Below are 13,883 nucleotides of genomic sequence, written 5' to 3'. Positions count from 1 at the left end.
CAGCTAGAACCGATGTCCGCAGCGTCGGGGGGAATGATGGGAGGTGTGGAAAGCATCCACATCCGCTCCTCCGACCGCACCCCAACTGCACCTATCACCACCATGGTCCCGAAGCTCGCGTCGGCATCTCTCCTTCAATCCACCGAGACTCAAATTTCTCCATTGCGAGCCAAGCGCGCCAAGCCGCGGCGCCCACGCATCCTGATCGTAACGCCGGAATTGAACGGCAGCCGCTTCTTGGGCAAAAACGGCCAGAGTGCCCCTTGCGCAAAGGCAGGAGGCCTGGCGGATATCAGCACCCTGTTGGTGGATGAACTTGCCGACCGCGGGATCGACGTACGCGTGGCGATGCCCCACTTCCGGAGCCTTTTCAGTGAAGCGAAGTCGCCCCTTTCCCGGCGCCTTCACCTTTGTCACGATCGCGAATTTTTCTACCGCCGATCCGTTTACGACGGCTCGCCGGAGTCGAACCTCCGGGCCGCCCTCGCCTTCCAGCGTGATGTGATCCACAACGTGCTGCCGAAAGTGAGACCGGACATCGTGCATTGCCACGATTGGATGACAGCCTTGGTTCCGGCGGCCGCGCGGAGCATGGGAATTCGCAGCCTTTTCACGGTGCACAATCTCCACGACGAAAAGGTGACCCTCGAAAACATCGAGGATCGCGGCATCGACGCCGCGGGTTTCTGGAACCTTCTGCACTATTCGCGGTTCCCCTCTTCGTATGGTGAGAGCCGAAGCAATAATCCGGTGAACCTCATGGCATCCGGAGTCCATGCTGCGGATCTGGTGAATACCGTGAGCCCGTCCTTCCTGGAAGAGCTCATGGACGGTCGCCACCCGAAGGGCTGGGGTCTGGTGGATGTCCTTCGCGGAAAGCAGCGTTTCGGAGCTGCCAGCGGTATCATCAACTCCCCGGATGCTTCCTACTCACCGGAGATCGATACCAAGATCGCGCACCCTTATGATGCCGCAGCTCATCGCGAGGCGAAACGGGCGAACAAGCTCGCGCTGCAAAAGAGTCTTGGCTTGGAAGAAGATGCCGACGCGCCGCTGCTCTTCTGGCCATCACGCCTCGATCCCGTGCAGAAGGGCTGCGGGCTGTTCTCGGATATCCTCTATCGCCTCGTCAGCGACTACTGGGGCCTCGGGCTTCAAGTTGTCCTTGTGGCCGATGGCCCTTCACGCCCGCACTTCGAGCATATCGCCGACTTTCATGGCCTTCGCCATCGGATCGCCGTGCGCGGCTTCAACGAGACACTTTCCCGGCAGGCCTATGCCGCTTCGGATTTCTGCCTCGTTCCTTCCGCCTACGAACCCTGCGGTCTCGCCCAGATGGTAGCCCTGAAGTATGGCAGCCTCCCGATCGTCCACCGCACCGGTGGTCTCCAGGATACGGTCAGCCACCTGGATGCGGACAATCACAGGGGCAATGGCTTCTCCTTCGAAGTCCATGATTGCAATGGCCTGCGCTGGGCCATCGATGAAGCGATCCGATTCTTCATCCGCCCGGCCGCGGACCGTGAACGGGAAGTCCGCCGTATCATGCTGCAGAGTGAGAAGGATTTCTCACCCCGTGCCACCGCGGACGCCTACATCAAGCTTTACGAGCAACTCTCCGACCGGCCGATCAGCCGTGCCTCGGAGATTCCGTCGGCTTCTTCACGGCCGCTCATCTAAAGAGGGGAATAGAATCGATTTTTTTAAACCGGGCGCCTCCATCCCACATCTAGAGAATGTCATGAGCAGCGCCCGTCGGAGGGCGGCCGGGTTTCCCCCAGACCTTGATCCGCCCCCGACGGGAGGAGCTTTAAAAACCGGAGCCGTCTTTACTTGGCACCAAGCAGAGGCCTCAGCACGGACTCGAAGACATCTGCCTGACGAACAAAGCCAAGGTCGCTCGGATGGGAGCCGTCGGTTGAAGCTTCACCGTCATCCCCGAGAAGCTTGTCGCCGGGCAGATAGTGGAGATTCTTAATCCCTTCCGCCTGCAAGGAAGCAAAGCATTCCTTCAGAGCTTCATGGTTTTTCTCGTGGTGGCTATTGCGCTGCGGAAGCACCCATGAGTTCGTGTTCCGGCGATCTTCCACTAGAAGAATAGGAACCTCCGGCTTGGCCGCCCGGAGTTGTTTCACCAGCGGGATGCACTTTTCCCGCACGGCTTCGGCGTTCATGTTCGGGACGCAATCGATAACATAAACCGCGGCATCGATCTCCACGAGCAAATCCCCCACGGCTGCATCCATCCGGCCGTTCCCGGAGAAGCCGAGATTGACCACATGCCGGTCAAAGCGGCGACCGAGGATCGCAGTGTGGCACATGCCGGGACGCGAAGCGCTTGCTCCGTGCGTGATGGAGGTGCCGTAGAAAACAATCGGCTTTTCCTGGCGCGGCGCCACGGCTTCGAACTTCGCGTCTGGGGCCACGCCGATCTCAAGATTTTCGATCCCGTTGTAGAGAGGGAGATAGAGCATGTATTCGCGGAAGCCCGGCGCCATGCCGCTGACAATTGCCTGCCGCACCTCTTGATTGTCAGGCTTCGTCACTCCAACCCAGCGCCACTTCCCCTCCGCGTCACGGGCGTAAAGATCGAGTCCGCTGGCACCGATGGCCGTTAGATTCGGCTGAGCCAGCCGGGCTTCCCGCAGCTTATAATTTGCCCAGATGGCCTTGGCATCCGTTTTGAAACGAACCAGCATCCCCGCGGTGTCCTGGCCAAGCCTCCAGACCTGGTTGGTCACCTTGCCCTCGGCGCGAGCAGGCAAGCGATCGAACCACGACTTCCGCTCCATGTCGCCGAAGGCCCGGCCTTCCACGCCCCACTCCTTTACGTCACGCCACTTGAGCGGCGGCTCCTTCGCTGCTTCTTGCTTGGCCGCGGCCCGGCGAGGTCTCGCGGGTGCGTCGGCAGCAGGCAGCGGTGCAGCCGCCAGTGATACGGCCATGAGAATCCATGAAAAGGCTTTCATTTCTGTTAGTGGCTTCCTGATCTTCGCCCTTTCAACCCCTCTCGGGTGACAAGAGTTTCACCGGAATCCGGGAGCGACGGAAAAAACGGGCGGGCGGGCAGCACTTTATCGCGTCTTGCATCCCCTCCCGGACAAGGGAACATCTGGCATCCTCCCATTCCGGGAGAGCATCCATGAGCGTTCGGTCCGAAGTTCTCTCGCAATTCCGCAAGACCCGCGAGGCGGCGAGCGCGGAGGACTACTATCAATTGCTCTACTCCCTCCGGCCGGATCGTCTTGCGGCGGAAGAACTCGCGGAGATCATCCTCCACATTGAGGCAAACAAGCAGCTCTCCAGAGACTTTCCAAAGCACGTCAACATCTTCGGCACCGGCGGCGATGGAACGATCAATCTTTCGTCGATGTCCGCAATCATCGCCGCGCGCTTCGTTCCCGTGGTCAAGATGGGCACTCGGGCGGTCACCGGAAACATCGGCAGCTCGGATTTCATCGCTGAACTCCGGCAGCGGGAAACAGCCTCCCCCGCTCTCGCGAAAGCGCTCGCAGAAAGCAGCTTCAAGTTCCTTCGCCTGAGCGAGGCGGGTTTTGCCTATCGCGATGAATTGAGACAAGCCCGCCGCCGCATTCATCACGAAGGAATCCCGGATCTCTACAAGATCGTCTTCCCCTTCGCGAACTACACCAAGCCCTTCCTGCAGATCAACGGCGCTGCAAAGGAAATCTACTTCCAACGTTTCAGCGAACTCTGCGTGCTGCTGAATCGGACCGCCTGCATCGTCCGCGCCGATGCCGGAATCGACGAGATCCTCCCCGGGAACAACCGCATCGCCTTCTTCCGGGATGGAGCCCGGGAACTCGACGCGAATTTCAACCTGCTACCACAACACGCCGCGGAAAACATGGACGCCTTTCATGAGGCGGCATCACCTCGCGACGCGGTCGATCTCTTCGTCGCCATGTTAGAAGGACGCGCTTCCCCCATCATCAGAGACACCGTCCTGCAGAACGCCGGCCTCATCCTGGCTGGAGCAGCACTCGCCGAGGGCTCCGGAGCCGGCCTCGAAGAACTGATGGACACCCACTTCTCAACCCTCCGCAACTCCCTCCCATGAGTTCACTCTCCCCACGCTCAAAGCTTGGCCGCATCGGCCTGCGGACCGCCACCATCGTGAGCTTGGTGATGATTGCCCTAATGATCGCCATCTATTTTCGCATGGATAGCGAGAAGCGCGATAGCGTGGCGGTCGAGATCTTCGGTGGCCTCGCCGGTGCCGCCATCCTCTACGTGGTGTCCGTCGCGGTCGGCTATGTGACCTGGCGATATCGCGAAGCTGTCGAGGCCGAGCGCGCGGAACGCCTGGCAGAGCGGCTTGATGCAAAGAACCGCAGCGGAGTCCGCTCCTCCAGCGTGGGCCTTCCCTTCGACGAAGTGACCGCGGGAATCGCCAGCTCTCCGGAAACCGTCATCGTGGAAACATGGCTCGATGACCTGACCTTGGATCGCCTTGAGCCTGCGATGCTGGAGTCACTAGCCAAATCCCGGACCATCCGGATCTACATTTTGAACCCTTTCTCTCCCTCGGTCACCCGCCGCGGTCGCGATCGCGAAAACAAGAAAGGCCCCGAGGAGAACCGCCAGTCCATCCGCGGCACCTTGGAGTATCTCGCCCGGACCGCCTCCAAGAGCCGCCTTCCATCGCCGGCTCTTCCAAACATCCTGGCCAAGCAAGCGCCACAGCCCGGCAAGCTGGAAGTCTTCTGCTACGATTCCCTGCCCAGCTTCTCGATCTACTCGTGGCACGACCGCGCCTTCGTCGGCTTCCACCTTGAGGGAGTGAAATCCTCCGAAGGCACCCATCTCGAAGTGGACCTCCGCACCGGGCTCGGACTTCAACTCACCGCCCACATCGCGAACCTCGGACAGATGTCGAGCGTGGTGAAGATCGACCTCACCCGTCCGATCGAATCGCAGATGGAAGCACTCCATGCGGCCGTTCCGGATTGCCCCACGCACGAACTCATCTTTGCGCCAGGCCCTCCACGTCCGTCGCGCAATCCGATGCGCTATCTCGCACCGCCCGCTTTGCTCGGGATCGTCCTCGGACTGAAAGCACGGCACTCCGCGAAGAAGAACGCGGAGGAATAGCAGATCAGGGCTCCAGGAAGTGCCCGATGGTTTCCTGCGCGTGCTTCAGATCCGCAGCCGGATCCGGCTTCTCCGCCTCCTCCAAGCCCGCGGCGTATTCGAAGTGGATCTCGAAGAGCTGCTTCTCATCGTAGGTATCCTTCAAGGTGAAGCTCTCCTTCTCCTTTAGAATCTTGGCCCAGGTCTCGCGCACATCCTTCCAATAGCCACTGGTCTTCGCCCAATATTGGTTGAAGCCGGTCGCAAGGTCAGGCGCGGTGATCTCTTCGTAACGATCCACCCCCAGTTCCTGCCCCACATACTTGCGGCTGCCATCCTTGTTCACCTGCAGCTTGCGATTGCTCTGCACGTGGACCCAGCCATTCGGAGTGATCGAAATTTCATGGATCCCTTCGAGGACATTGTAGTCCTTGCGAATCGAAAACTCACGACGCGGGAGCGGCCGCGGGCAATTGTCACTGCGCCAGATCGAGAGCCCGCCATCGTGGTTCCATGCGCCGGCCACCTCATAGCGCGGTGAATCATCCACTTGGAAGACGGCCTGCGTCCATTTGCCTTGTGGCTGCGGCGTGGCGGTTTTCTTCCAAGTAAGGTCGCCCTGATAGACCTGCATTTCAGGGTCCTCATAGGTCCAGTCCTGCCGCCAGTGCTTCATCACGTGAGGACCGCTGACCCCGCCCTTCTCGTCCTTGAAATACATCACCAGAGAATGCTGAAGACTGATGAATTTCCCGCGGTCTTCCAACAGGGTCACATTTTCCGTACCCCAGGAAAAGTAGGGCCGGGTCGGCTTGAAATTCTCCGCGAGCCCGACGGTCTCCGTGAAATCGAAGCTCACCCGATAATTTCCCGCCAAGGCAAGGATCGCGCGGCGGTCCTTCTCCAGCTTATCCAAGCCCGGCTCCTGCAAGCGCTTCCATGCCTCCTTCGAGCCGCTCATCAGGGTCACCTCGGAACCCGTCGTGGTCGCCCCGCGCGGCTTCATTTCCTCCGAGCTCAGGAATGGCCACGCAAAAACATGCCCTCCCGAAACCGGGGCAGCCTTGATCTCCCGAGCCGGGGCTTCCTTTTCTTCGGCCAGAACGGGGAGCCCGAGGACCCAGGCGAGCAGAGGGAGAAGAAATCGCGCTTTCATGATGGCGGCTACGCTAGGCGATGCGGGAAGTTCCTCAACGAGATATCGGGTATCCCGCCATGGACAGCGGCGGCGCGGCGGGTCATCCTCGCGGCGTGAACACTTCCGAACTGACCCTCCTCGGCCATTCCGAGAACCGCCTCCCGGCCAGCCCGGATGAGGCGACGCTGGAAACTTTCCCGAATTGCCGCCCGGGCCGCCGCTTCTGGATCACGCTGGATTGCCCGGAATTTTCCTCGCTCTGTCCGGTCACCGGCCAGCCCGACACCGCCCATCTGGTGATCCGCTACGTGCCGGGAGAACGCTGCGTGGAAACGAAGTCCCTGAAGTTCTACCTCGCCTCCTTCCGGAACCTGCCCGCCTTCAACGAGGAAATCGTGAACCGCGTGCTCGATGACCTGCGGAACGCAATGAATCCGCTGGAGATCATCGTGAGCGGCAAGTTCTCGCCGCGCGGTGGCATTCAGCTGACCGCCGAAGCACGCTTCCCCGAGGCCTGATCCGATTTCCTTCATCATGAAAACCGTGGTGCTCCTCAGCGGCGGCATGGATTCCGTCACCGCCTTCTACGAAGTGCTGCGCGAGCACGAGGTAGTGGCAGCCCTGTCCTTCGACTACGGCTCGAAGCACAATGCCTGCGAGATCCCCTTCGCGAAGCTCCATGCCGATCGCGCCGGGATTCCGCATCGTAGCATCGACCTCGGCTTCATGAACGAATGCTTCGCCTCCGATCTGCTGCAGAGCGGCGGCGAGATCCCGGATGGCCACTATGCGGAGGAAAACATGAAACGCACCGTGGTGCCCTTCCGCAATGGCATCATGCTGGCCGTCGCTTGCGGCTTCGCGGAAAGCGTCGAGGCGGATGCATTGGCAATTGCCGCCCACTCCGGCGATCACGCCATCTATCCGGACTGCCGCGAACCCTTCATGCAAGGCATGGCCACCGCCATGGAAGAAGGCACCTACGCCCGCATCAAGCTATTGCGTCCCTTCATCGCGATGGACAAGACCGCCATTGCCCGGCGCGGCGCGGAGCTCGGCATCAACTTCGCGGAAACGTGGTCCTGCTACAAGGGCGGGAGCATCCATTGCGGCACCTGCGGCACCTGTGTGGAGCGCCGCGAAGCCTTCCTGCTCGCAGGAATTCCAGACCCCACGGAATACCTCAGCACGCCCGAGATCCCGCCGGCGCCTTGAGGCAGCCAATCTCCCTCACTGGCTCCAACCTTCTGCCACCAAGCGCAGGACCTCGAAGCTCCCGCCTCCGCCCGCCGCTGGATTCCACACGATTTCCAGAGTCAGCGGCACCCGCTTCCCGGTCACAAGCTTCGACAACTGCCGCGAAATCTCAGGATTCGCAACCACCGGAATCACCACATCGCTATCGCGATGCTCCACCCGGAAAGTCCGCCATCCCTTCTTCATCCCCGGGGGCCACAGATCCGCTGGCAATGCCGAGCCATACACCCGCATTGTCTGGGCACCCTGCGGCTTCTCCGCCACAAATTTCGCCCAATCCATGGTCCCATAAGCAGTCAGGCTTTCCCAATCGACCACATGGCGGAAGCCGTCCCAATCCACCGCCACCGGATACCGCGGACCGGAGAAGGGCTCGACCTCGAAAAGAACAAGCTGTCGCGATCCCGCCGACATCAGCCTGCCAGGAGACACCCGGCCCATGGTGGGAAAGGGATGCCCGCGTCTGCCGTGATAGTCCTCCATCATCGGGCGGACCCGCCCCGCATCCTTCACGAAAGGCAGCTTCTCCTCCAAGCTCGCTCCTTCGAAAAACTTCTCCAACGCCTCCAAGGCAAACTTCTCCGCCGGAACAGGCGGAGGGCCGGGCACGGGCGAAGGGGGAGAGCGGACCTTTTCCTTCGGCAGGATGATACCCAGTCCTAGAAGCACCGCGAGCCCGGCAGCCAGCAGGCATCCGATGACCAGAGCCTCGGTCCACACGGGTCTTGGTTTAGATTGGGACTCATCTGGATCACCGGGCGAGGTCATCTCTCAGTTCAGCGGCGGCGACGGCCGAACATCAGGGAACCGAGCAGCAGCAGCGCCAAAGAGGACGGCTCCGGCACCGCGTCATTCAGATCCCACCCGATCACGTCGAAACCGATCATGTCCAAGGTGGTGGGTGTATTCACCTGACCCGCGGGATTTGCGGTCGGGTCCATGATTCCGAGCGCCAAGCCATCCTTCCAATGGCTCGTCTGGTTCCCGTCGCCATAGACAGAGCCCGTCGAAAACGGCGCGAGATTGGTAGTCCCGCCATCCAACGAAAAATAAGCATTCGCTCCTACCGAGAGATCCAAGACCCCGGCCGAGCTGTAGCGGAATAGATCCAGCGAGGAAAACACCGCGTAGCCATCGAGATCAAAGGGAGCGTCGAAAGGCGGATCCCCGCCAGGCATTCCATCGATTCCCATTTCCACCATGTCGACCCCGCTTGTGAAGCCAAGCGCATGGCCGATCTCATGAATGGCCACACCGACGAAATCCTGTAGCCCGGCACCCACGCCATCGCTGGAATCGAAGTCCCAGGAAAAGCCGCTGCTAAAGGTGATCGAGGCATCTGCGGTGGTGCTAGAGCTGAGCCCCAGGGCCTTCGCATTCGCCTTGTTCAGTGCCAGATAGAGATTGTTGCTCGAATCGTCGTTATCCAACGTTACCGTCAGGCTGCTCCCTTCGGTATTCTTCTGGGTCAGAAAGCTGAGCCCTCCCCCGCCGGTCAGCGAGGGCAAGTTGCCCACCGCAAGCGCGTCGTAGGAGGTGCTCGAATCTCCGATCAACGCGGTGTAGAAGTCCGAAACGAGCACGGGCACCTGGACCGATCCCGCTTGGCCGAGAACACCCGGGCTAAGAGCGGAGAAATCGACGTCGATATTTACCTGCACGGAATCCAGTAGCCGGGCTTCCCAATAGGAAGCGGCCATCTGGAATCCCGCCAAGGCATTCGCATCCATGCCGGGTGCGGCATTGAGTTGGATGTTCAGGGCTTGGGCGGGCAGACAGAGGGTGGTGAACAGCAGGGAGGCTGCCAGACGAGGTGTCATGGAATATCAAGTGCCCTAGAGTATCAGGGTCTTGGTATCCAGAAAAATCGTTTCAAACCCCTCCCAGCAGGTATCTCGCTGCCTGTTCCACATCCTTATCTCCACGTCCGGAGAGGTTCGCGATCAGGATCGAATCCTTCGGCAGGCTACCCGCGATCTTCGAGACGTAGGCCATCGCGTGGGAACTCTCCAGTGCCGGAAGGATCCCCTCGGTATGAGCCAACTCCCGGAAGGCGGACAAGGCCTCGTCATCGGTGGCGTAGGTGTATTCCACCCGCCCGATGTCCTGAAGATAAGCGTGCTCCGGACCGACCGCAGCATAGTCGAGACCTGCTGAAACCGAATGGGTCAACTCGATCTGGCCGTCCTCATTTGCCAACAGCCAGGTCTTTGTCCCTTGGAGAACGCCGAGCTTGCCACCTTGGAAGCGGGCCGCGTGCTTCTCCGGCAGGATGCCGAGGCCACCGGCTTCCACGCCTACCATGCGGACATTTTCGTCCTGCAGGAAGGGATGGAAGAGACCGATCGCATTCGAGCCCCCGCCCACGCAGGCCACCAGCAGGTCGGGCAGGCGCCCTTCCTTCTGCAAAATCTGCTCGCGGGCCTCGAGGCCGATCACCCGGTGGAAGTCACGGACCATCATCGGGAAAGGATGAGAGCCCAGCGCAGAGCCGAGGATGTAGTGGGTGTGATCCACCGTGGCGACCCAGTCGCGCATGGCCTCATTCACCGCCTCCTTCAGCGTCGCCTGACCGGCCGTCACCGCACGGACTTCGGCACCCATCAGGCGCATGCGGGCCACGTTCAGCGCCTGGCGCTCCATGTCCACGGCACCCATGTAGACCACGCATTCCATGCCGAAGCGCGCGCACACGGTGGCGGTCGCCACGCCGTGCTGGCCGGCTCCCGTTTCCGCGATGATCCGCTTCTTACCGAGCCGTTTCGCCAGCAGGATCTGGCCGATGGCGTTGTTGATCTTGTGGGCACCCGTGTGCAGCAGATCCTCCCGCTTCAGATAAATCTTCGCGCCACCCAGCTTCTCGGTCCATCGCTCCGCGAAATAGAGCGGCGTCGGGCGACCGACGTAGTTTTGAAGGAGGTCATCAAGCTCGCGCTGGAACTCCGGATCCTTCCGCGCGGCGTCATACGCGGCGGAAAGCTCCTGAAGCGGAGCCATCAGGGTTTCGGGCACAAACATCCCGCCGAATTTCCCGAAATGTCCGGTAGCATCAGGAAGCGTGGTCGAAAGGGCAGCCATGGCGGCCGGAAGGAAACACAGGAGCGAGGCAATGGCAGTCGAAAAATCCGGGGAATTTGCCTCCTCCCATCATTGAATGCCGGGAGATTGCAAATTATCATGATTCAAAGATGGTATTGGAATCGGCGGAAATCCTCCCTATCAAGCCCTGACCCTATCGTGCGAGACATGCTCCCCTTGCCCGATCCGCGCTTTCCTTCCCTATGAACGGCCCTGCAGCATCGCGCGCGAGCGTCGATCTGATCCAGAAACTCCCGGCGGCGATCTATACCTGCGGGACCGACGGCTTTATCGAAACTTTCAACGCCTCAGCCGTCGAGTTGTGGGGCGAGGCACCGGTGCCGGGCAAAACCCGCTGGTGCGGCTCCCTCAGGATTTTCCGGCCGGATGGTTCACCTCTCCCGGCAGATCAATGCCCGATGGCCGTGACCCTCCGCGAGGGCAAGGCGGTGCGCGGCGAGGAAATCGTCGTCGAACGCCCCGACGGATCACGCCGCCACGTCATCCCTTATCCGGAACTGCTTCATGACGAGGATGGCAACGTGGTGGGAGCAGTGAACATGCTGGTGGATATCACCCAGCGTCGATTGGAGGAAAAAGACCGCGAACTGGCCAGCCGCCTGCCCTTCGAGAACCCCTCTCCCGTTCTCCGCCTGAATGAAGGGAGTATCGTCGGCTTCGCCAACCCGGCAGCCGATGTGATTCTGGAAGCGTGGAAGATTTCCCCTGGCGAGGAAGCTCCGGCGGAAATCACCGCCCTGACCACCGCCGCGATCGAAAGCGGGGAGAAGTCCACGGTAGAAGTGAATCTCCATGGCCGGATCTACATGGTCCGAATCGCCCCCGTAACCTCCACAAATTCGGTAAACCTCTACTTCAATGATGTTACCGAACTAAAGCAGGCGGAAGCCGCCCTGCGCGTCACCGAGCAACGCTTCCATGCGCTGGCAACCAACGCACCGGTCGCCATCTTTACCAAGGACCGCGAGGGACGCTACACGATCGCCAACCCCATCACCTGTGCCACCCTCGGCCAGGTGGAAAGTGTGGTGGGCAGGACCGACCACGAGCTCGTGTCCAAGGAACTTGCGGACATCCTTCGCGAGCACGACCTGCAGGTCATCAATGAAGGAAAGCCGGTGGTCTGGGTCGAGCGAGTGGGCGACCGGCAATTCCTTTCCTCCAAGTTCCCGCTGCTCGATGCAGACAGCGCCGCGGTGGGAGTCTGCGGAGTCTCGGTGGACATCACCGCCCGGGCCGCCTCGGAAAAATTGCTGCGCGAGAGCGAGGAGAAGTTCCGCACTCTCGCCAACCATGCGCCCGTGGGAATCTTCCTTTCCGCACCAAATGGCGATTCCCTTTTCGTGAATGGCAGTTGGTGCGCGATGGCCGGCCTCGAGGCGAGGCACGCGCTTGGCACCGGCTGGACAAAGGCCATCCACCCGGATGACCGCGAACGCGTGCTCGGCGCTTGGGATGAAGCCGTAAGGGCCAAGGCCTCTTCTGATTCCGAGTTCCGCTTCCTGAAGCCCGACGGCTCCGTCACCTGGGTTCAGGGCAGCGCGTTGCGACTGGTGGACTCGGAGGGACAACCCGCCGGCTACATCGGAAGCTGCGTCGATATCACGGAGCGAAAGAACACGGAGCGGCAACTCGAACGACAGGCCCAGCGCTTGCGCCTCCTGTGGGAAGCCGCTGCGGTCATCCTCACGGCGGAAGATCCGGACATGATGCTCCAGCGGGTCTTCGGAAAAATCAGCAAGCTGCTGGAGGTGGATACCTTCTTCAACTTCATGGTAAACGACGCGGGCGACGGCTTGGAGCTCCGCTCTTGCCATGGCGTTCCGGAAGGCGAGCTGCCCGGGCTGGCTCGCTTGGAATTCGGCCAGGCGATATGCGGGAATGTTGCCGCCCGTCGCGAGCCGATCGTCGCCTGCTCGATCCAAGACTCCGATCACCCGGCGGTCCAACTGGTGAAGGGCATGGGAATCCAAGCCTACGCCTGCAATCCACTGCTCGCCGGAGACGAATTGTTAGGCACCCTTTCCTTCGCGAGCCGCACCCGGGTCGCCTTCGAGCCGGATGAGATCGAGTTCATGGAAACGATCTCCCACTACGTCACGGTGGCCTATCTCCGCTGGCGGCTGGTGGAAAACCTGCGCGCCGCGGATCGGAGGAAGGATGAGTTCCTCGCCACGCTGGCCCATGAGCTGCGGAACCCCTTGGCACCGATCCGCACCGGTCTGGAAGTGATGCGCATGGCGGGTAACAATCCTTCCGCGATCGAGCGCATTCGCTCGACGATGGAACGCCAGGTCGAACAACTGGTCATCCTGGTGAACGACCTGCTGGACGTTTCACGCATCACCCGCGGCAAGCTCCAGCTCCGCAAGAGCCGTGTCGAACTGGCTGAGGTCGTCCGCAGCGCGGTGGAAGCCTCGCAGCCGGTCATCTCGGAAGGGAGCCACCGCCTCACCCTCACGATGCCGGGAGCCCCGGTCTTCATCGACGCGGATCCGCACCGGCTGGCCCAGGTGATTTCCAACCTACTGAACAATGCGGCGAAATACACTGACGGACCGGGAGAAATCTCGCTGGCAGTGGAGCAAGAGGACTCAGAGGTGACCGTGAAGATCCGTGACAACGGCATCGGCATTCCTGCCGGCATGCTCGACCGGATCTTCGATATGTTCACGCAGATCGATTCTCCGGGAGGGGCAGATTACGGAGGCCTCGGAATCGGTCTCACCTTGGTGAAATCGCTGGTGGAAATGCACGGCGGCAGCGTCCGGGCGGAGAGTGATGGCTCGCGCCAGGGCAGCACCTTCAGCTTCCAGCTGCCAGTGATGATCGATGGATCCCCGAACCCGACCGGTCATGCGGAAGCGGCGAATGGAAAATCCGCGCGCCATCGTGTGCTCGTGGTCGATGACAACGAGGCCGCTGCTGAAACCCTCGCCATGGTCGTCGAACTCCTGGGCCACGACGTGAAGGTGGGCAAGAACGGCAAGGAAGGCCTTGAGCTTGCAGAGATATTCCTACCACAGGTGATCTTCATGGATTTGGGCATGCCCGTGATGGATGGCTGGGAAACCGCCCGTCGCCTCCGCCAGCAGGTATGGGGCAAGGACGTCCTCCTTGTCGCCGTGACCGGCTGGGGCCAGGACGAGGACCGCCGCAAGACCAAGGAGGCTGGATTCGATCACCATCTGGTGAAGCCCGCCACTCCCGCGTCGATCCGCGAGCTGCTGGAGCGGCCAGCCTCGCTTTCCTGATTCCGCACTTAGGCAAGCAAGCGCCAAAATATCGCAAGCAT

At 61.0% G+C, this 13,883-nt stretch carries 11 protein-coding genes; 6 read left to right on the top strand and 5 right to left on the bottom strand.

Going from position 1 to position 13,883, the window contains the following annotated elements; genetic code table 11:
- Window positions 1-162 precede the first annotated feature (162 nt).
- Window positions 163-1,680, top strand: coding sequence for a glycogen synthase (locus HHL09_RS16685; RefSeq protein WP_205760865.1), 1,518 nt, complete (start codon window positions 163-165; stop codon window positions 1,678-1,680).
- A gap of 149 nt (window positions 1,681-1,829) precedes the next feature.
- Here the strand turns inward: HHL09_RS16685 and HHL09_RS16680 are convergent, their stop codons facing one another.
- Window positions 1,830-2,945: an SGNH/GDSL hydrolase family protein gene (locus HHL09_RS16680; protein ID WP_240963645.1), complete on the bottom strand. Its 1,116-nt coding sequence runs from the start codon at window positions 2,943-2,945 to the stop codon at window positions 1,830-1,832.
- A 197-nt stretch (window positions 2,946-3,142) separates the two neighbouring features.
- On the opposite strand from HHL09_RS16680, the gene HHL09_RS16675 reads away from it, so the two are divergent.
- A complete protein-coding gene (locus tag HHL09_RS16675) occupies window positions 3,143-4,081 on the top strand; it encodes a hypothetical protein (RefSeq protein WP_169455752.1) in 939 nt (312 codons plus the stop codon).
- Window positions 4,078-5,115: a hypothetical protein gene (locus tag HHL09_RS16670; RefSeq protein WP_169455751.1), complete on the top strand. Its 1,038-nt coding sequence runs from the start codon at window positions 4,078-4,080 to the stop codon at window positions 5,113-5,115. The genes HHL09_RS16675 and HHL09_RS16670 overlap by 4 nt, the downstream gene beginning before the upstream one ends.
- 4 nt (window positions 5,116-5,119) lie before the next feature.
- Here the strand turns inward: HHL09_RS16670 and HHL09_RS16665 are convergent, their stop codons facing one another.
- On the bottom strand, window positions 5,120-6,250 hold the full coding sequence (locus HHL09_RS16665) for a DUF6607 family protein (RefSeq protein ID WP_169455750.1): 1,131 nt from the start codon (window positions 6,248-6,250) through the stop codon (window positions 5,120-5,122).
- Window positions 6,251-6,345: 95 nt separating this feature from the next.
- Between HHL09_RS16665 and queF the strand changes: the two genes are divergently transcribed.
- Both queF and queC read left to right on the top strand, forming a co-directional pair.
- Window positions 6,346-6,750: a preQ(1) synthase gene (gene queF / locus HHL09_RS16660; protein WP_240963644.1), complete on the top strand. Its 405-nt coding sequence runs from the start codon at window positions 6,346-6,348 to the stop codon at window positions 6,748-6,750.
- Window positions 6,751-6,766: 16 nt separating this feature from the next.
- Window positions 6,767-7,447: a 7-cyano-7-deazaguanine synthase QueC gene (queC, locus tag HHL09_RS16655; protein ID WP_205760864.1), complete on the top strand. Its 681-nt coding sequence runs from the start codon at window positions 6,767-6,769 to the stop codon at window positions 7,445-7,447.
- A gap of 15 nt (window positions 7,448-7,462) precedes the next feature.
- Here queC and HHL09_RS16650 read toward each other — a convergent pair whose 3' ends face one another.
- Genes HHL09_RS16650 through trpB form a run of 3 tightly spaced genes read right to left on the bottom strand, consistent with a single transcriptional unit; the run spans window position 7,463 to window position 10,567 of the window.
- On the bottom strand, window positions 7,463-8,209 hold the full coding sequence (locus tag HHL09_RS16650; RefSeq protein WP_169455748.1) for a hypothetical protein: 747 nt from the start codon (window positions 8,207-8,209) through the stop codon (window positions 7,463-7,465).
- Between the two features lie 56 nt (window positions 8,210-8,265).
- On the bottom strand, window positions 8,266-9,309 hold the full coding sequence (locus HHL09_RS16645) for an NF038122 family metalloprotease (protein ID WP_169455747.1): 1,044 nt from the start codon (window positions 9,307-9,309) through the stop codon (window positions 8,266-8,268).
- A gap of 52 nt (window positions 9,310-9,361) precedes the next feature.
- Window positions 9,362-10,567 (bottom strand): tryptophan synthase subunit beta, encoded by a 1,206-nt coding sequence (trpB, locus tag HHL09_RS16640; RefSeq protein WP_169455746.1) that lies wholly within the window; start codon window positions 10,565-10,567, stop codon window positions 9,362-9,364.
- 203 nt (window positions 10,568-10,770) lie between these two features.
- Here trpB and HHL09_RS16635 point away from each other — a divergent pair, with 203 nt between their 5' ends.
- The gene (locus tag HHL09_RS16635) at window positions 10,771-13,842 is read left to right on the top strand and encodes a PAS domain S-box protein (RefSeq protein WP_169455745.1); all 3,072 of its coding nucleotides are present in this window, start codon (window positions 10,771-10,773) and stop codon (window positions 13,840-13,842) included.
- The last annotated feature ends 41 nt before the right edge of the window (window positions 13,843-13,883 follow it).

The organism is Luteolibacter luteus (assembly GCF_012913485.1).
In the GTDB taxonomy this organism is placed as follows: Bacteria; Verrucomicrobiota; Verrucomicrobiia; order Verrucomicrobiales; family Akkermansiaceae; genus Haloferula; species Haloferula lutea.
Note: the sequence above shows the minus strand (reverse complement) of the source record. Positions and strands in the feature narration are given on the sequence as shown.